At 40.7% G+C, this 18,942-nt stretch carries 16 protein-coding genes; 13 read left to right on the top strand and 3 right to left on the bottom strand.

Annotation, left to right across the window (positions count from 1 at the left end):
- Positions 1 to 32: 32 nt before the first annotated feature.
- The 3 genes from ACR9FF_RS22900 to tlp all read right to left on the bottom strand — a co-directional run bounded on the left by ACR9FF_RS22900 (position 33) and on the right by tlp (position 2,281).
- Entirely contained in the window at positions 33 to 179 is a 147-nt protein-coding gene (locus tag ACR9FF_RS22900; protein ID WP_015846226.1) for a hypothetical protein, read from the bottom strand.
- 192 nt (positions 180 to 371) lie between these two features.
- Positions 372 to 1,949 carry an acyl-CoA synthetase gene (locus ACR9FF_RS22895; protein WP_435165160.1) on the bottom strand — a complete coding sequence of 526 codons (1,578 nt, stop codon included), beginning with the start codon at positions 1,947 to 1,949 and terminating at the stop codon, positions 372 to 374.
- Positions 1,950 to 2,068: 119 nt separating this feature from the next.
- A complete protein-coding gene (gene tlp / locus ACR9FF_RS22890) occupies positions 2,069 to 2,281 on the bottom strand; it encodes a small acid-soluble spore protein Tlp (RefSeq protein WP_435165157.1) in 213 nt (70 codons plus the stop codon).
- A 233-nt stretch (positions 2,282 to 2,514) separates the two neighbouring features.
- On the opposite strand from tlp, the gene ACR9FF_RS22885 reads away from it, so the two are divergent.
- The 13 genes from ACR9FF_RS22885 (at position 2,515) to ACR9FF_RS22825 (ending at position 18,850) form a co-directional block, all read left to right on the top strand.
- A complete protein-coding gene (locus tag ACR9FF_RS22885; protein ID WP_435165154.1) occupies positions 2,515 to 3,057 on the top strand; it encodes a YkvA family protein in 543 nt (180 codons plus the stop codon).
- 95 nt (positions 3,058 to 3,152) lie between these two features.
- Positions 3,153 to 3,632 carry a hypothetical protein gene (locus ACR9FF_RS22880; protein WP_435165151.1) on the top strand — a complete coding sequence of 160 codons (480 nt, stop codon included), beginning with the start codon at positions 3,153 to 3,155 and terminating at the stop codon, positions 3,630 to 3,632.
- Positions 3,633 to 3,696: 64 nt separating this feature from the next.
- Complete coding sequence (locus ACR9FF_RS22875; RefSeq protein WP_435165148.1) at positions 3,697 to 4,623, top strand: AraC family transcriptional regulator; 927 nt, start codon at positions 3,697 to 3,699, stop codon at positions 4,621 to 4,623.
- A gap of 99 nt (positions 4,624 to 4,722) precedes the next feature.
- Positions 4,723 to 6,231, top strand: coding sequence for an alpha-glucosidase/alpha-galactosidase (locus ACR9FF_RS22870; protein WP_435165145.1), 1,509 nt, complete (start codon positions 4,723 to 4,725; stop codon positions 6,229 to 6,231).
- Positions 6,232 to 6,536: 305 nt separating this feature from the next.
- Positions 6,537 to 7,739, top strand: a complete 1,203-nt coding sequence (locus ACR9FF_RS22865; protein WP_435165142.1) for a DNA cytosine methyltransferase — start codon at positions 6,537 to 6,539, stop codon at positions 7,737 to 7,739.
- A 326-nt stretch (positions 7,740 to 8,065) separates the two neighbouring features.
- Complete coding sequence (locus ACR9FF_RS22860; RefSeq protein ID WP_435165139.1) at positions 8,066 to 8,785, top strand: hypothetical protein; 720 nt, start codon at positions 8,066 to 8,068, stop codon at positions 8,783 to 8,785.
- A 21-nt stretch (positions 8,786 to 8,806) separates the two neighbouring features.
- Entirely contained in the window at positions 8,807 to 9,667 is an 861-nt protein-coding gene (locus tag ACR9FF_RS22855) for a hypothetical protein (protein ID WP_435165136.1), read from the top strand.
- Between the two features lie 87 nt (positions 9,668 to 9,754).
- Positions 9,755 to 10,312, top strand: a complete 558-nt coding sequence (locus tag ACR9FF_RS22850) for a hypothetical protein (RefSeq protein ID WP_435165133.1) — start codon at positions 9,755 to 9,757, stop codon at positions 10,310 to 10,312.
- 206 nt (positions 10,313 to 10,518) lie between these two features.
- Complete coding sequence (locus ACR9FF_RS22845) at positions 10,519 to 11,526, top strand: hypothetical protein (RefSeq protein ID WP_435165130.1); 1,008 nt, start codon at positions 10,519 to 10,521, stop codon at positions 11,524 to 11,526.
- Entirely contained in the window at positions 11,496 to 13,037 is a 1,542-nt protein-coding gene (locus tag ACR9FF_RS22840) for a DUF7764 domain-containing protein (protein WP_435165127.1), read from the top strand. Before ACR9FF_RS22845 ends, ACR9FF_RS22840 begins: the two co-directional genes overlap by 31 nt.
- The gene (locus ACR9FF_RS22835) at positions 13,027 to 16,530 is read left to right on the top strand and encodes a helicase-related protein (protein WP_435165124.1); all 3,504 of its coding nucleotides are present in this window, start codon (positions 13,027 to 13,029) and stop codon (positions 16,528 to 16,530) included. Before ACR9FF_RS22840 ends, ACR9FF_RS22835 begins: the two co-directional genes overlap by 11 nt.
- Positions 16,530 to 18,407 (top strand): DrmB family protein, encoded by a 1,878-nt coding sequence (gene drmB, locus ACR9FF_RS22830; protein ID WP_435165121.1) that lies wholly within the window; start codon positions 16,530 to 16,532, stop codon positions 18,405 to 18,407. Before ACR9FF_RS22835 ends, drmB begins: the two co-directional genes overlap by 1 nt.
- 116 nt (positions 18,408 to 18,523) lie before the next feature.
- Positions 18,524 to 18,850, top strand: coding sequence for a hypothetical protein (locus tag ACR9FF_RS22825; protein ID WP_435165118.1), 327 nt, complete (start codon positions 18,524 to 18,526; stop codon positions 18,848 to 18,850).
- Positions 18,851 to 18,942 lie beyond the last annotated feature (92 nt).

Below are 18,942 nucleotides of genomic sequence, written 5' to 3'. Positions count from 1 at the left end.
AATAATCTGCTCTGCGGTAAGTTGTACATACATTAACTTTTCGACAACCTTTTAAGTGTCTTGTCGTATTTTTTCATGCCTTTTTTCATAGCTTCTTCAACGACACGATCACTGGCAACGGTTGTTTTAATAGTTTCTTGTTTATTAGCCACATCCTTCTCCTCCTCTTTGCCCTCCAAGAACATTCCTCCTCTACAAACGTGCTACTAGAGAATATGTCCTTTAATAGGTTAATTATACCAGTGAGATAGATGATTGCCTAGAATACGTTATTTACTGCGGCATAGAGAAAGAACTATCGTAATAAACAAGCCGCTATTCAAAACTAAGCCTTAGTAAAAGCTTGGTTTGAACAGCGGCTGTTATTTTGCTTAAGAATTCAGAAACGCTTCGCGCTGGCGAAGCTCAATCCGGCGGATTTTGCCGGAGTTGGTTTTCGGCAGCTCGCTTACGAATTCGATTTTACGCGGATATTTGTAAGGCGCCGTTACGGATTTGACATGATCCTGCAGCTCTTTGACCAGCTCCGGGGAGCCGGAGACGCCGTCCCTCAACACGATAAACGCCTTCACGATATGGCCGCGGATTTCGTCCGGACTTGCGACTGCCGCACATTCCTTGACGGAGGGGTGCCGGAGCAAGGCTTCCTCAACCTCAAACGGTCCAATTGTATAGCCGGAGCTGATAATAATATCGTCTCCGCGGCCCTCGAACCACAGATAACCTTCCTCATCCTTGCTCGCGCGGTCGCCGGTGATGAAGTATGAACCAACAATGTTGGCGCCTTTGCGTTCGGGATCCTTGTAATACGACTTGAACAGGGCAGGCATGTCGGTATGAACGGCAATACTGCCGACCTCTCCCATCGGCTGGGGACGGCCTTCGTCATCAATAATCTCGACGAGACCCGGAACGATAGACTTGCCCATGGAGCCAATCTTGATCGGGGAATCCTTCAGATTGCCGATCAAGAGCGTATTTTCTGTCTGGCCGTAGCCGTCGCGGATGATGAAGCCGAACAGCTCTTCAAACTGCTTGATTACGGCTTGGTTAAGCGGCTCGCCGGCCGATACCGCGCTGCGGATCGACGACAGGTCGTAACCGGATAAGCCATCCGTCTTCGCCATAATGCGGTATTCGGTTGGCGTGCAGCACATCACCTGAACCTGGTTTTCCTGAATGATCCGCAAGTAACGCTCCGCGCTGAACGAACCGTTATAGATCAAGCCGGTTGCGCCGCTGCCCAGCACGGATAAGAACGGCGTCCAGATCCATTTCTGCCAGCCTGGAGCAGCGGTTGCCCAGACCAGATCGGAGCTTTGGATGCCAAGCCATGCAGCGGTGATGCGCAGATGCGCATAACCCCATCCGTGGCTGTGAACGACGCCTTTTGGATTGCCGGTTGTTCCCGACGTATAAGCAAGAATAGCCATATCATCGCGGTGGGTAGCCTCAGCTTCGCGTTCCTCGGGCTGTCCTTCCATTAAGGAGCTTAGAGTAATCCAGCCGCCCGTTTGTCCGCCGCTTGCGTCAATCCGGAACTGCAGCGCCGGCAGCTCTTCCGTAATATTGTCTACTTCAGCGGCACCTTCTGCCCAAGCGATAACCGCGCGCGCTTCGGAATGCTGGAGGCGGTAGGAGAGATCCTTCGCCCGGAGCATTTCGGAGGATGGAATAATGACAAGGCCAAGCTTCAAGCAGGCTACGTAGATCATATACGCTTCGATGGTTCTTGGGACCATGACGAGGACGCGGTCGCCTTTTGCCAGGCCAAGCTCGTTCAAGCCGCCCGCCAGCTGGTTCACCTGCTTCAGCAGGTCGTTATATGTAATTGACGTGGTATGGCCCTGATCGTCCAGCAAGCGGAGCGCAAGCTTGTCCGACTTGTGACGCTCAATCTCAGAGCTGATGTTATATTGTTCGGGTGCGATCCATTGATCGAAGTTCATTAAGGCCTGCTCCTTTGTCGAGTGCGTGATTCGCAGCTAATTAGCGACAGTATAGCATAGGTTGCGAACATGAAAAAGAAGACTTCCGCCGAATGCGGAAGTCTTCTGTGGCTTAACTGTTAGCCCTCTTCGTCTGCGAGCTCTTCTTCGAACTCCGCAACGCTTTCTCTGCGGCGTTCGTTCTTTTCCTCGAGCTGGTTTTGCTCCGTGCTGCTGATCTCCGAGCTGAACTCGTTCAAATACTGTTCAGTCTCCTGGATATTTTGCTGCGTATTAGCGATATGCTCCTGCAGATGTTCTGCATTGTCCGCGCGATTGTCCGGCTTTGCCATACGTATACCTCTCCTTTATTCGTGTTGGTAGTCGGGCACCGCTTAGCACCCAACAGCTATTGTGACCCAAAGGCTGGATTTTTTATGCAAAAATAAACCAAAGTTAATTGTCTAAAGATTGGTTTTTCTGTTTAATGATATAAGAGGGCTTGTACAAGCCCGGCTTATGTCCAATCCAGCTGTATATCGGGAAGCGAATATAGAACTATTTTCAAATAGGAGGGCGGCTTTCTATGTCGGAAATTACGGTTGAATGTCCAAGTTGCGGTCACAAAAATCAGGTTGAAGCTCTGAAGCTGAGGCAGGCCAAATGCGAAGCATGCCACGAAGGCTTCATTCAAGAGGAGGTTATTCCGGCCGACTTGTCGGATGAAGAGATTGCAAGCAGCGTTGAGTCGCTTCCTGCGGAGAGGCAGGAGGAAGAGGTCGATACCGACTCCTGGTCCGCCAAAATTGGCGATTACGAGGAGCAAGTGAAATACGTAAACAAAGGCTTTTGGTCCAAGGTGAGAAAATACGCGGGCAAGGTGCCTTTTGCCCATGAAGCGGTGGCGATGTACTATTGCGCGATGGACCCCAATACCCCGGTAAAAGTAAAAGTTACCGCAATCAGCGCGCTAGCTTACTGGATTCTGCCGATCGATCTTGTACCGGATATTTTCCCGGTTATCGGTTACGGAGATGATGCTACGGCGATTTTCGTTGCCTATAAGGCTATCAGTTCGCATATTACGGACGAGCACCGGGATAAGGCTGCAACCTTTTTCGCGAAATAACGGTTAAATATTTGTAAAGTACCTCGCTTATCGTTAGCGGGGTATTTGCATCGGAAAATGATTCAGTCAGGAAAGGGCTAGGAGGAAGCAGCAACGTGAATATGACGGAAGAGAGATGCGCGATAGTAACGATAGAGGCAAGGCAGAAAAAGGTGCTGGCCTACATCCATTCGGATGCGGAGGGCTGGAAAGAGGCCGGGACGGCTCAGCAGCTCCAGCAGGTGTATGAACAGCATCGTCCGCTGTATTACGATATTTATCTGGACCTCTGCAAAGGGGAATGGCTGGCGAGGGGCGAAGCCATGGAGCTGTCTGCCGCAGATGTGTGCGTGTTATTCCGAATGATTACCGAAGGCTTGTCCTGTACCTCTGAGATGATCTTCATGGCCAGATACAAGCAGGAGCTCGAGCCGGGCAACAAGAAGGATAGGGGCAGACTCGACAGCTATTATCGAAGATTGAAGGAACGCTTGAAGCTATACGGCATTACAACCGAGCATTATACGGTGAAGCCGGGGACCAGGTATTTCGTCATCTATCCGGAGCAATGGAACGAGGAGAGCGGGAAGCGTTGACCTTCCTTGCCGGCAGGTATATGCTGACCTTAGAGGCTATACCGGTTGCAAAGGTGGGAAAAGCATGAATGCGAACAGCTTTTACGATGCAAAGTGGAGAGACGGGGAGTTCCGGCCCAAGATCATGGCGTATTACTACAAGCAGTGGGAGGATTTCCACATGGGCTTCCATCAGCACGACTGGACGGAGTTCATGTACGTCATTTCCGGGAACTGCACGGTCGAGACGAATAAGGACGTTATCGCGATGCGAAAAGGTGACCTTATTATGCTGGACGCCGGCGTACCGCATAGGCTGATCGTCGAGAGCGGCAGTCCATGCCGGATGCTGAACGTAGAGTTTGGGTTCCAGCCCTGCGACGGCATCTACCCGTCCATGAATCAAATGGCCAATCATAATCCGATGTTCGCGAAGCTGCTGGAGCAGCGGCTCGATACCATTGTGCTGAGAGACTATGAAGATATTCAGGTGAACCTGCGGAATCTCGTGTTCGAGCTGGATCTGGGCGGCGAAGGCAAGGAGCAGGGGCGCGAGCTGATGACCAATCTTCTGATGTCCCAGCTGCTCGTCCGAGTTGGAAGGCTAGTTGCCGTTGAGGCGAAAAATAGCACGGAGCGCCAAATCCATCAATACGTGCGGCAAGCAACGGAATACATTCATCAATATTACGATACGGCGATTCAAGCCAAGGATATTGCGGCTGCCGTTAATCTTCATCCCGTCTATCTCCAGCGTATTTTCAAATCGAATATGAACAAGACCATCAATGAATATCTGGTGGACTTGCGAATGGATAAGGCTAAAATGCTGCTCGCCAGGACGGATGTGCCCATCATCGAGGTGGCGGATCATATCGGGCTAAACAGCCGCCAATATTTCAGTATGTTATTCAAGAAAATGACGGGCATATCGCCTGCCGAATACCGCAAATCCAAGAATACGATCTCCAGTTGGACCGATTATGAAGTTGAAATAGTTGACAACATCTAACGCAAGCTGTTGCGAATGTGGAAACGCCTTCTTTTTCCGCCTGTTAGAATAAGGGTAACGAAAGACAACACCCTTATAGGCGAAGAGGAGGCGTTTTTTATGAGTTTTAAGGTGGCATTTGTAGGTGCGGGAAGTATCGGGTTCACGCGCGGCTTGATGAGAGACTTGCTCGCCGTGCCGGAGTTTAAGGATATTCAGGTTGCTTTTACAGACATTAACGAGCATAATCTCGACATGGTAACCCAGCTTGTGCAAAGAGACATCAACGAAAATGGCTTGTCCATTGAGATTCAGGCTACAACCAACCGCAGAGAGGCGCTTAAGGATGCGCGTTACGTGTTCTGCGTGGTGCGGATTGGCGGTCTTGAGGCATTCCAATACGATATCGACATTCCATTAAAATACGGCATCGACCAATGCGTCGGCGATACGCTCTGCGCAGGCGGCATCATGTACGGCCAGCGCGGCATTGCCGAGATGCTGAACATCTGTAAGGACATTCGCGAGGTAGCGGAACCCAATGCGCTTCTTCTAAACTATGCGAACCCGATGGCTATGCTGACATGGGCGTGCAACAAGTACGGCGGTGTTCGTACCATCGGCCTCTGCCATGGCGTGCAAGGCGGCCATCATCAGATCGCGCGCGCACTGGGCCGGGAGAAGAAGGACGTCGACATCATCTGCGCGGGTATTAACCATCAGACGTGGTATATTTCGGTTAAGACGGATGGCGTAGATCGTACGGGGGATCTCTTGGAGGCATTCGAATCGGTACCGGAATTCGCCCAGACCGAAAAGGTCCGGATCGACATGCTGCGCCGCTTCGGTTACTACTCCACCGAATCCAATGGTCACTTGAGCGAATACGTGCCTTGGTACCGCAAACGCGCCGATGAGATCAAGGACTGGATTGATCTTGGCGTATGGATCAACGGCGAGACCGGCGGTTACCTGCGCGTCTGTACCGAAGGCCGCAACTGGTTCGAGACCGACTTCCCGAACTGGATGAAGGCAGAGCCGTTCAAGTATACGGCTGAGAACCGCGGCGAAGAGCATGGTTCCTACATTATTGAGGGTCTCGAGACAGGCCGAGTGTACCGCGGTCACTTCAACGTCGTGAATAACGGCGTTATCACCAACCTGCCGGACGATGCTATCATCGAAGCGCCGGGTTATGTCGACCGCAACGGCATCAACATGCCGGTTGTCGGCGACCTGCCGCTCGGCCCAGCAGCCGTCTGCAACGTCAGCATCTCCGTCCAACGCATGGCCGTAGAAGCAGCCGTCCACGGCGATGACAAGCTGCTCCGCCAAGCGATGATGATGGACCCGCTTACCGGCGCGGTGTGCAATCCGAAGGAAATCTGGCAGATGGCCGACGAGATGCTCGTAGCGCAGGCGAAGTGGCTGCCGCAGTATACGGAAGCGATAGCGGCAGCGGAGGAGCGGTTGGCTAGCGGCAACCTGTTGCCAACGCGGGAGAATTATCAAGGCGCTGCGCGCCTGAAGACGAAGTCGGTCGAGGAGCTTAGCCAGGATAAAGAGGCTGCGACTCGCAACGCGATTGAGTCGGATAAGGCGAAGGAGCGGCCGGCGGCCGGGGTTTAAGAATTATTTAATATAGAAAACTCGCTCATATGAGCGAGTTTTTTGTTGTCCTAAAATTTTTCAGGGTAATTATAAGCCTATCTTAATTCAATATTCTCGAAGTCGATTTCCTAAAGAATTATTTCCCTAAAAGAAAAGTCTATTCTGGATTTTTTATCAAGCTATATTTGAAAAGATAAAAATGATAAAATCATGATTGACATCACGATTTACCTATTGTCTACTTAAATCTTAAAGAAGATAATAGTTGGTGCTTAAAGTTGTGTTTATTGAAAGTCTAAGGGTTAAGGAATTGGAGGCAACACATGAATAGATTTAAAGCAATAGATTTATTTGCTGGCGCTGGTGGACTGTCAGAAGGATTAAGAATGGCTGATATTGAGGTAGTAGTTGCTAATGAAATTGACTCTTGGGCGGCCAAGACCCATGAACATAATCATCCAGAGACTAAATTTATCCAAAAGGATATTCAAGAGTTACGTAAACATGATTTGATCGAAGCATTATCTGAGAAGGGCTTGAAGTTTTCAGACATTGATATTGTTGTAGGTGGGCCACCATGTCAAGGCTTTTCGATAATTGGTCAACGTGACCCTAATGATCCCCGTAATCGTTTATTTAAAGAGTTTGTAAAAGTAATACAATTGGTCAAACCAAAGGCTTTTATTATGGAAAACGTATTGGGGATTCTTTCTATGGAAGATGGAAATGTTAAGGAAGAGATATTAAATAGTCTAAGGACTTGTATTGATAAAGGGTACATTATTTCGGAACCTGAGGTCCTTCTTGCAGCTGATTATGGGGTTCCTCAATTACGAAAACGTGTATTTTTTCTTGGAATACGTGGCGATCTTACGGATAAGCCTTTAAGATATCCTGAACGTACTCACATGCCAATTGGAAAAAATGATTCATTTGTGAAATTAAAGCCCTATGTTTCAGTCGAAGATGCTATCGGAAACCTTCCTGAGGATGTGGTTGAAAGTATCAGGCATAACCCAAGTCCAGTAATGTCATACCCAAATAAATTAAAAACAGAATATCAAAAATATATACAAGGTAAAGCAACAGTAATTAAAAATCATCATACAAAAAAGCTTTTGGAAACACGTTTATTAAGAATTTCTCGTCTTAAAGAAGGGGAATTACAAACAGTCTTACCCGATGAGTTAAGAGCTGGCGGACATGAAAATAAATATAGAAGACTTCATTCTAAGAAACCTGCACCGACATTGACAGCTCATATGTCAAAGGATTTATCGGATTTTATTCATTATGAATACGGGAGATCGATTACTGTACGTGAAGCTGCAAGATTACAATCATTCCCTGATCATTATGAGTTCCTAGGCAGTGAATTTCAACAACTAAAACAAGTCGGTAACGCAGTGCCTCCTCTACTCGGAAAAGCGGTAGCACAAGCTGTGGTTAAACAACTTAATTTCATATTATTGAAGCAAGAGTCCATTGGAGCTTTAAAAGAAATTGCGGTGTCAATTGTTGATTAATTAATAATCAGGAATGATATTTGTGATTAAAGAAATACATCTTCCTTGACTGAGAAGATGTATTTCGTGTTTCTACAATAAATTAAAACGAAGTCTAATCATGAAGATGAATAGTGTTGCTTTTATTCTGGAAACCTATTAAATGAGTCAATTCATGTTAGAACTACTAAATAATTTGTGTGCTAGACAATTAAGTAAGTATGGAAATATGGATAGATCAAGAAACCAATGTTAAATGATTTGAATATATACAACCACAGAGCAATAAATATAGTATAATCTATACTATTAAATAATTATTTACATATTTAATGGAGGAAGCTTAGATGATGTTTGAAGATGTTATCTCAGATATTGAAAAAATGATTGGTATTGGTCTAAAAAGTATAAAAAAAGCATCCAGTTTAACAATAATTGAGGTTGATAGAGAAAATAAAAGAATAGAATTAATTTCCGGCGATGGGGAATTAAGCACACGTCCTTTTTCGGAATTAGAGAAAGTTTGGGAAGGACTATGTTCTTATCCTGCTGTACATGTTGATAGTGCACTGAGGGGATCGGGTTCAAGAAGGAATCAACCCGAAACCATAATGGCAAATCTCCCTTATATTGAATGGTTAATGTACGAGAAAAGAAAACATCTAGCATTTGTAGGGAAACCTAGTCATAAATATGGTACAATTCTCGAAATGGGCGAAGATGGAGCAAATAAGGTTAGAAAGGAATTAATAAGATTAGCAAAAGTAACCACTGAGATCGTGATTATAGCAAATGATATGTTATCAGTTGTAAATACCCTTGAGAATTTGACAGGTAATCGTAGTAAGAGTTTTTCATCTGGAAGTAACGAAATATACAAGGATAATGTTAGATACATTATTACTTCCAGGGAATTAGTTCCTAAAGAAATTGCGCCTGGAACTTATATAGTCATGGAAGGGAATACTCATACTAACTTAGAGCGGTTAATCAGTATTGGTGAGGAAAGTTACGAAGTATTAAATCAGTTTGGTTTAAACATTATGCTCAAGTCTCTAATAAAATAATTATTATGGAAGTGAAACAATATGCTCAAATGGCAAGGTAATTTAGATACTATTGAGGATATTGATAAATGGATCGAACAATGTTCTCTCAAATATAACTCAAAAAAACTTGACGAAGTCTTTCTGGTTGATTTAACCCAATTGGGTTGGCTCTCACCGATGGGATGCACTGTTTTAATATCTACTTTAGATTATTTTTATAAGCATCAGAATGTTCAAATTTATGTACCGGAAAATCGAGACACAATAGGATATTTAGAAAGGATGGATTTTTTTAAACAATGTGATGCCGGAATAAAAGATCAGTTTGAAAATCAAATAAACATGAATAGATTCTATGACAGAGTCCGAAATCATCAAGAATTCAATCTATTGGAAATATCAAAATTATCATCGCCAGATAATGTTGATTTGTTTTATCACAGAATAGTTAAAATTTTACGTGATAAATCAATTCAACGGGAACGGTTATTTGACATTGCGAATATATTCTCAGAATTAGCTAATAATGCTTTGGAGCATTCTGGCGCAATCCCATACGCGTGTATCCAATATTATGAGGCTACACGTACAATAAGTATTTCTATGTGTGATACAGGACAAGGAATATACAAAAGTCTAAAAGATGTGGTCTCACCCTTTCTGACGTCACATGCTGTTATCAAAAAAGCTATTTTCACACATGCTTCCAGGCATGTAAATGATAACAGAGGCAAGGGACTTATGGATGTCACTTCGAGAGCATATAATTTTAGTGACGTTAATTTTTATATAAGAACGCATAATTCTTCATATATAATAAAAGAAAATGATCTTATTCTAAGGCTACAAAGTAATTATTTTCTGGGTACCTTTTATTATTTGACAATTATGATATCTTGATCTTGACAGCAGAAAGAGCATCAGTTATCATTTGATTAAACTTTCGGTTTCAAAAAAAAATTTGAAACTAATCGGTGGAGGTGAAAAATGCAACAAATACATCTAATTACTCAAGAGTATAACAAACGAAATTTTTTACATCGTCCCTCCCTGAAACCTCTGAGCAATAGAATTTTATATGAAGTTAAAGAAGCTCCAAGGGGGACTATATTTTTTTATAACATGTGCGATGTTGAAGGAATAAATGTTTCTGGAGTAGATGAAATAATAGTAAAAGTACTTGTGTGGATGAAAGATAACATTCAAAGACATAATAAATTTTTGTTTCTTGATTATTTAAATGAAGAATATGATCATGAGTATAACATAGGTAGCTCTTTATTAGGGATTAAAGAGTGTGTAGTTGTAAAGAAAGATAATACCCATTTAATACTTGGACATTTAGGCAAAACTTTAAAAGAAGTTGTAGATATCGTTTATGAGAAGAAAAGCATAACAGCCAGAGATCTGTCCGATGAATCTGGAAAAAAGATCAGTTTAGTAAGTACACAATTATCTGAATTGTTTAATCTTCGATTAGTAAATCGTAACGAAGTCATGCTCGAAGAAGGTGGAAGACAATTTATATACCAAAGTCTTTTTTAAGCAAGGGGCTTATTTTACCACAGTGTTTTCAAAAAAATATTTGAAATCATCGCAGAGCTAAGTTACTCTGCGTTTTGCTCTAGTTGATTTCAAAAATAAATTTGAAATCAGTGATAGGACTTTTTTTCTATTGGATTGAAGGTAAATGGTACAAAAGTAAGGAATATTATATAAAGGAAAATAAAAAATATAAGGAAGACACAAGTATGATGAATATTGGTAAAAATTTCTACTATAATTCAGAAAGTTCTTGGCTGCCAGCACCTGGATGGTTGAATTTCTTTTTTAAAACTGGACAATATTTTGCACAAGAGATTGAAGAAAAAAGAAAATTGACTATGGGAATAACGGTACCGGTAGGAAATTTTATTCCATCTATTATTTCCTTAGGACTCATGGCTGGTTTTGTGAATTCTGCAAACCCAACTAATTTAATAGATAATCATTTCAATTCTTTATTAAAGTTGCCAATAGGTACGATTCTACGTTTTAGAAATCAGGGAATGTTTAAAATAGGTAAATTTATTGGAACAACAGAGATGTTTGATGAGACTTTGCTAATGATACAAACTCAGAATGCTAGTGCTGGTGGTTTAACTGAGTTTGTTTCTAAGAAACGTTCGCTTGATATAAGTATAAATCAAAATCAGGACCGTCGGATACCTAATAGCCAGTCAGGAAAAAAGGAATTAAACTATTATTCTCCATTTATGGATTGTTTTTTTGAAGATGTTGATTATAAGAACTCTTACACGTTTTCAGACACCAAATTTCTTCTTTTAGGAGAAAGGGAATCGTTGTTAAATGAAACTGTTAATGCAAAGTTTGGTTTTATAGCTAAGAAAAAAAGATTTATTTCAGGTAGTCTTAATGAAATTCTGAGAATTAAGTCTTTTATGGGAGCCAATGAGCTATTTCAATCAGACGTTCTGACGTCAAAATTAAATAAAAAAGAACAGGTTCAAGATTTAAGAACTGTAATCATTTACTGCAATTCACTAGCGTACCTAAACTGGGGGGATTTCTTTCGGGGAAATAACTCTATTGTAATTCTTAATAGAACTGACACACAGTATCAACTCGCTAAGGAAGAGCTAAATAATAGATATCTTGAGGTAATGAAGTTTGCTGAAACGCCAAAACTAGAATTCAGCAGCGATATGCCTAATGGGATCGAGACGCTATGTTGGAAGGAGTCAAAATGCGAACCTTAAACTACATAAATCAATTATTCGCTATTTCGAATGAGTACACACTGCGGTTTCACGAGCTATCATTTAAATCATTATTCCAGTTTTCATTATTACTTTCTCAATTTGAACGTACATTAGAAAGTGAAATAAGGCAAGATATTTTAATCAATGAACTTATTAGTGAATTGAGAAGGTATCGTTTTTTTTTAATGGCAAGTCCACTATCTCCACATTACTCTAAAGATAGATTCAATTTAATTAAAATAAATGACCTTATTAAAAAATGTACACTTTTTTTTCCAGAGTCAAAGGATTTGCTACATACATTGCTAAATGCGCTTGTTACCGTTGTCGAATCAAAAGATGAACCAGTACTTAACTTTCTCAAAGGTTTGATTCAACAAGATGTTAAAACCGGCTTAGTTGTAAAAGTATCTCAAAGTGTTGATTTATATAATAGAGTGTTAGCTGAAACATTTTCTAACTCTATTAAAGTGGTTAGCCCGCTTGCACTAAAGAATGGTCAAATATATGAACAACTATTTATTATAGGCCCACCACATTGGTATCCTGATCACTTATACCATAGTCCCCGATCGCCTTTAATTGATACTGTGATATATGATTGGCAAGCATGGAGCTTTGATAAGGCTTCTCACTTGAGAGGGGGGGATTCAAATCTTTACTCAGGAGCAGCAGTTATAAAAAGTTCAAAAACACATTTTAAACAAAATAATAAAATTGAAGTTGATCTTCTAAAAACTGATTATTCAGGTATTGAAGAAAACTTTAATAGAGCTTTAGGTGAACAAAAAGCACCGAATAAAGTTTCAACAACTTTAGTTGTTGTTTCTGGAGGAAAAGCAGTGTTTTTTGAAAACCATACTCTAGATAATATATGGGTTCTGCAATTAGATGAAGAGGAAAAAGTAAAAAGGCTTCCTGTTCAGGCGATTAATACAGATTGCTATTTGCTCATTCGTACTGGTACCGGTAAGGATTTAATTCATTTGATTGCTGATGAGCAGCTAGGTGAGAGGTCTTTCGAAATAAGAAACAGGCATAACAATTGGAAAAAGCAATTGCAAAGTGAAGTATACAGACAAGGATACGACGGAGTAATTCAACAATTAAGAAAAAATGGCTCCACTAGGGCTAACACGACAAATCTAAGAAATTGGATGTCTGAAGATAACATAAAACCTCAAAAAAGAAATGACTTTACTGCCATTATTAAGTTTCTGAAATATGAAGAACAAGAGAGCAGTCTATGGGAAGAGGCAGAGATATTGGCGAAACACCATATTAGAGCAGGTAATATTATTAGGCAACAATTATTGGAGGTTGTCAGCTGTACGGATCTTTCAAAATTAGAATTAGAAACAAAAATTTTATTTCCTTTACCGGGTTCCAATAGCGCTAGTTTTACTGCTTTTAAAGTGGAATATATAAGTAGAAAAGTTTTTTTTGTTGATCAACATCAGACAAGAAACTTACTTCAATTGGATGGGGTGGATTATCTTGAACAGTGATTTGAAAAGAAATCTGGAAAATAGAGACCTTGTTTACAATGGACTAAGAAGAGAATTTATTGGGCCATCCGTATCTTCGAATAGTAGCCCGCTGGATTGTAAAAGTGAATTATTCTTTGAAAGTAAAGAAGACCTCTATAAACCATATAGAGATAAGAATAGCGGTCAAGAGATTTTACAGGAGCAACCCTCTAGACGATATGGAGCAGCAGTATTATATCCATATGGAATTGGCCACGACGAAAATGGAAATCTAGAAAGTCCTCTGTTACCCGAAGCCGACAAGGCCACATTTGTAAACGAAAAGGACATTGAAGTAATTGAAACACGAAATAACTTCAATATAAGTAAGGATGAAGAAGATTCTCAGGAACTAGATATCTCTTCTGCAAATGAGTATCAGCAGAGTAGTATGGCAATAAGTTTTCGGGCGAAATTTATACCCAATTCAGAACTAAAAGTATTAGTAACAGGTGGGCGTTACAATCCTCTAAAAGTAAGCGTACGGGATGATAAAAAAGTGAGAAAGTGGTGGGTGCGTACAGGAGTAAGTATCCAGCTTTCATTTACAGCAGAGCAATTAAATGTTGAGGAACAGGCATTAATAAGTGGGAAAATTATTGAATCTACAAATGTTGACGGATTGCAACTTCATGTTCAATTATTGACTAGACCGTCTGATGATGGTAGTCGACTTGTCACAATTAGTCTTGTAAACCGCTCAGAGCATGAAGCTGGTATTCCGATTGATAGTGTTTGCTTTTTCCAGTCGCATTTTTCTGTTGAAATTTCCCATAATGAAAAAAAACTATGTATACTTCCATATCCTGAGATGCAGGATAACGCCGAATATGACGAAGAGGAACAATCTCTTGCTCTATTATACCGAGATATGAAGACTTATGCTATTGGACACGGTTGTTCAGCCGATTGGGAAAAACAAGGAAATAATGTTATAAGGCTATGGACAGAATTTCTTCCATCGTATGAAACCAAAAGCTTAACGCCAGATATAAAAAGAGCAGACGGCTCTGAAATCCACGTTTCCATGAGTGCTTTGGCTGGTCTTGAAGTTGATAATAATGGCTTAGATGAACTAGAAGAGATCATAGCGCTATATAGATCTTGGATTAAAAAGAAGCGTGAGGAAATACCTTCACTTGATAGTAATTACTTACGAGTTGCAGCTGAAAGAAATCTTTTACTCTGTGATGAGTGTGGAAACAGGATGGAACAGGGACTTAACTACCTGAAGGCTAATGGTGAAGTATTAAAGGCCTTTCAACTTGCAAACCACGCAATGTTACTTCAGCAGGTAACAGGGAATGAAATAAGAGAGGCAGAAGTGACTGATTCCGGTATTTTGTTTAACAAACCATACCCTGAGCTGGATGTTCAAAATACAACGAAAGGAAAATGGCGTGCATTTCAGATTGCGTTTATTTTGATGACATTGGAATCTTCGAGTAACTTTTATTCTTTGGATCGGGATACTGTAGAGCTTATTTTCTTTCCAACAGGTGGTGGTAAAACCGAGGCATATCTTGGATTAGCTGCGTTTTCGATTTTCTTAAGAAGACTTCGTGACCCGTATGATTCGGGGGTTCACGTCATTATGCGGTACACTTTACGTCTATTGACTGCAGATCAGTTCCAAAGGGCATCAAGACTTATCTGTTCAATGGACTATTTGCGCAAATCAAGTGTGAACGAACTGGGTCAAGATCCTTTTTCTATCGGTATTTGGTTAGGTTCTGATACAACTCCAAATACCCACGTGAAAGCGCTAGCCGATTTAAAGGCACTAAAGAGAGGAACTAGTGAGGATAATCCTTTCCTGGTCAGATCCTGTCCTTGGTGTGGAGCACAAATAGGCAAGATACTTGATACTCGTAAAAATCATAATATTGGGAGGAAAGGATTTAAACACAATAACTCAACACAGCACAGTATTCACGGGTATAAAGTGGCGGCAGGAACTGTTGTTATCCATTGTTCTGACTACGAATGTATATTTCATGATGGGCTTCCTATCTATGTTGTAGATGAAGATATATATTCAAAACGTCCGACTCTTGTCATTGGTACTGTAGATAAATTTGCACTTCTTGCTTGGAATTCATCACCTCGATCCATGTTCGGCATAGACAAGGAAGGGGATCGTTTTTGCTCGCCTCCTGGATTAATAATTCAAGATGAGTTACACCTTATTTCAGGTCCTTTAGGATCTATGACCGGAATGTTTGAGGTATTGGTTGAGGAATTATGTACTGACTACCGCTCGATTGATAATCCGGTACGACCAAAAATTGTTTGCTCGACAGCAACTATACGAAGATTTCAAAAACAGGTTCAAGATATATATGCCAGAGAAAAAACAAGGCTTTTCCCTTCACCGGGGCTTGAAGTGGAAGATTCATTCTTTGCACAAAATGCTACTGATCAAGAGGGCAATATGATGCCAGGCAGAAAATATGTAGGCATTAATACTCCAGGATTAGGATCGATGCAAACACTTCAAGTAAGATCTCTAACTGCATTGTTACAGGGTCCAGTAGGCATGGATGAAAATGAAAAAGATCCATGGTGGACGCTATTAATTTTCTTTAATAGTTTGAGAGAGCTAGGTACAACGGTAACATTACTTCAATCTGACATACCAAATCATTTAAAGGTAATTAAAAATAGAGAAGGTATAGGGTTTGAGCAACTGCGACGACTAAATAGGATTAAAGAATTAACGTCCCGCTTAAATAGTGATGAAGTCTCAGCTGCAATTAATGAGTTGAAAACGGAAGTGAAACGTGGCGCTGCTATTGATGTGTGCCTTGCTTCAAATATTATCGAAGTTGGGGTAGATATTGACCGACTCTCGTTAATGGCAGTTGTTGGTCAGCCCAAGACAACAAGTCAATATATTCAAGTAACCGGTCGGGTAGGTAGAAGATGGTATGAGAGACCCGGATTAGTGGTAACGTTATATAGCGCCTCGAAGCCGAGGGATCGATCACATTATGAGAAGTTCAGGACTTATCACGAAAAGCTTTATTCCCAGGTGGAGCCAACAAGTGTAACACCTTTTTCGCCATCTGTTGTAGACAGATTGCTTCATGCTGTGATGGTTGGCTATGTCCGTCAATTTGGAGAAATGTCAGAGGTTGATACACCGCGGCCAATGCTAATGAAATTATTAAATCAAATTAAGAATATTATTCTCAAGAGGGTAGAACATATTGATCCTGCTGAAATAGAAAATGTTAAACTAGTATTTGAAAAAAGAATTGCGCATTGGGAAAAATTGAATCCTGTTGAATGGTCTAAAAGTGCAGAAGATGGTAACTATCCTCTTCTACGTCTTGCAGGTGAGTATGCAGACGAACGTACCAGAAGGCTTTCATGGCCTACACCTATGTCGTTGCGCAACGTTGATGCATCATGTCAGGGAGATATTTCTATATTGTATAAACTAGAAGAATTGGAGGGTATTGAATAATGGTTTATCCGATACGAAGAGCTCAACTTATTGCTCCATTTGGTACAGGAGCAATGTCTATCTCCAAGAATGGACTTTCGGCTATATGCAGTGGGTTGGATCATTGGTTTAAAGATAAAAACGGTACTTTTGAGAAGGTAGATTTGTCTGAATTCAAAATAAAGGAGTGGAGATTAGAGCGTTTACTTGGCGTAGATCATTTTCGTTTACCACCTGATTTCCGTTATAGAGGAGAAAGTGAGAAGAATAAATTCCTCACTGTACCCTTCTTAAGATTTCCACAATGGCATTATTGTACATTTTGTGGTGAAATGAAAAAAACAGAACTGACTACGAAATCTCGAGAAGAATGCCCTTCCTGCAAAGAAAAGAATGTAAAAAGATATATGGTGCAAGTACCATTTATAGCAATTTGCGAAAAAGGGCATATTCAGGATTTTCCATGGAGAGAGTGGGTTCATCATGAGTTATCCCCTTCTTGCAATGCAAAGATGAAACTTATTAGTACAGGAGGTGGGGCACTGACGACGATGCAAGTAAAATGCAGCTGTGGAAAATCGCGTTTATTAAACGGAATAACTACAGCACATCCAGACGGAACGACAGATCTTAGTAAAGAATTGATTGGTGATGGGATGATATTTACCTGCCAAGGAAAAAAGCCGTGGCTTGGAACAGAAGAAGGGGAACCTTGTGATTGTCACCTACGAGGCTCTCTTCGTAGTGCATCAAATGTATATTTTGCACAAGTAAAAAGTGCAATTTATATTCCTGGAGAAGCCAATAAGCAGATTAATCAATTAGTAACAATGTTTAGAACAAATCAATTTGAGCGCTTAATAAATTTAACAAAACTCGGTAATTTAAGTTTTGAAAAAACAATTATCGAGTTAAGAACACAATTTCCAACAGAACTACAATCGTACACTGATAATGAAATTAAACGTGCACTAATTGCTATGGAGCAAAATGAAGATGAACGTGCAGGTATTGTTAATGAAGAATTCGATTTAGAAAGGATATTACGTTTAGAAGAATATAGTGTGTTAAGCGAGCCTACTGAGCAAGAAGAACTAAAGATTCGTCATGTACCTATTGAGAAATATGATAAACAAATATTCCAACTTGAAAAGTATTTCTCTGATGTATTTTTAGTAGAAAGGTTAAAAGAAACAAGGGTACTAGCGGGGTTCAATAGGGTATTTAACGATCAGCCTAGGGACTACTTAGAATTAAAGCATCATATGTGGAGAAGTGTACCACATAATACTTCAGATGATTGGCTGCCGGCATATGTAGTTTATGGTGAAGGAATATTTCTAAAGTTTAATCCTGAATTATTACATGATTGGGAGCAACGGATTAATGTAAATACAAGGATCCAGCCATTAGCAGAGCGGTATAGACATTTGCTAAATAATCGCCGTACCCGCGAAAAACAGATTATTCCACGATTTGTAATGGCACATACTTTTGCACATCTTTTAATGAATCAACTAACGTTTGAATGTGGATATAGTTCTTCGTCGCTTAGAGAACGATTGTATATATCAAATGATGAATCTAAACCAATGTATGGCGTCTTAATCTATACTGCTGCGGGTGATTCTGATGGAACTATGGGGGGCTTAGTTAGGATGGGAAAGCCCGGCTATTTGGAACAGGTAATTCGAAAATCATTGTTAAATGCTGGATGGTGTTCTGCAGACCCAATATGTTCTGAGATTGAGGCACAAGGCCCGGATTCATGTAATATGGCTGCATGTCATAGTTGTTCTCTTGTACCAGAAACAGCTTGTGAGGAATTTAATCGGTTTCTAGATAGAGGATTAACGGTCGGATTACCTGGAATGAGGGAAATCGCTTATTTTTCTTAATAAAATAGGTTACCTTAATTTGAAGAATCAAAACCCGTTTTGGAGTTTACGTTTCTTTTCACAGACCATCATGCAAGGTCTGACCTATTTATATCCAGGCAGTTTGAGGTGATTAGGTGATCAATTCTAAAGAATTTGAGTTTTGGTTATTAAATAAAAATAATGAAACGACCGGAATTGGATTGAGCAAAAGTTCAGCTTATAAATATTCCCGCGCAATAAATTCAATTTCTAAAGATATGATTAAATGGGGAATAATTAAGGAGAATCTCTATAACATTACCTCGTTGTATGATCTAATGGAAAATATTGATTTAATAAAAGGTAATGAGTATTTTATACGTAAAAATATCAAAGGTCACAATATGTATAGTGTAGCACTTGATCATTATTTAGATTTTATACACGTGACGATATTGAAACCACTAAATAACCAGGAGTAATCATACATATTACATTTAAAATAAAATGTGTAATGACTAATTAAATCAAATCAAACAGATGCCATTCCTGGAGAATGGCATCTGTTTTTTTA

It is taken from the genome of Paenibacillus glycanilyticus (genome assembly GCF_051200795.1).
Classification (GTDB): domain Bacteria; phylum Bacillota; class Bacilli; order Paenibacillales; family Paenibacillaceae; genus Pristimantibacillus; species Pristimantibacillus glycanilyticus.
The sequence above is the reverse complement of the archived record's forward strand: the minus strand, read 5'-3'. Positions and strand labels throughout refer to the sequence as shown.

Excerpts from the sequence above, each read along its gene's own strand:
- ACR9FF_RS22870 (WP_435165145.1), top strand. The coding sequence starts at position 4,723 with ATGAGTTTTAAGGTGGCATTTGTAGGTGCGGGAAGTATCGGGTTCACG.
- ACR9FF_RS22840 (WP_435165127.1), top strand. The coding sequence starts at position 11,496 with ATGTTGGAAGGAGTCAAAATGCGAACCTTAAACTACATAAATCAATTA.
- ACR9FF_RS22875 (WP_435165148.1), top strand. The coding sequence starts at position 3,697 with ATGAATGCGAACAGCTTTTACGATGCAAAGTGGAGAGACGGGGAGTTC.
- ACR9FF_RS22855 (WP_435165136.1), top strand. The coding sequence starts at position 8,807 with ATGCTCAAATGGCAAGGTAATTTAGATACTATTGAGGATATTGATAAA.
- ACR9FF_RS22860 (WP_435165139.1), top strand. The coding sequence starts at position 8,066 with ATGATGTTTGAAGATGTTATCTCAGATATTGAAAAAATGATTGGTATT.
- ACR9FF_RS22895 (WP_435165160.1), bottom strand. The coding sequence starts at position 1,949 with ATGAACTTCGATCAATGGATCGCACCCGAACAATATAACATCAGCTCT.
- ACR9FF_RS22865 (WP_435165142.1), top strand. The coding sequence starts at position 6,537 with ATGAATAGATTTAAAGCAATAGATTTATTTGCTGGCGCTGGTGGACTG.
- drmB (WP_435165121.1), top strand. The coding sequence starts at position 16,530 with ATGGTTTATCCGATACGAAGAGCTCAACTTATTGCTCCATTTGGTACA.
- tlp (WP_435165157.1), bottom strand. The coding sequence starts at position 2,281 with ATGGCAAAGCCGGACAATCGCGCGGACAATGCAGAACATCTGCAGGAG.
- ACR9FF_RS22845 (WP_435165130.1), top strand. The coding sequence starts at position 10,519 with ATGATGAATATTGGTAAAAATTTCTACTATAATTCAGAAAGTTCTTGG.
- ACR9FF_RS22850 (WP_435165133.1), top strand. The coding sequence starts at position 9,755 with ATGCAACAAATACATCTAATTACTCAAGAGTATAACAAACGAAATTTT.
- ACR9FF_RS22885 (WP_435165154.1), top strand. The coding sequence starts at position 2,515 with ATGTCGGAAATTACGGTTGAATGTCCAAGTTGCGGTCACAAAAATCAG.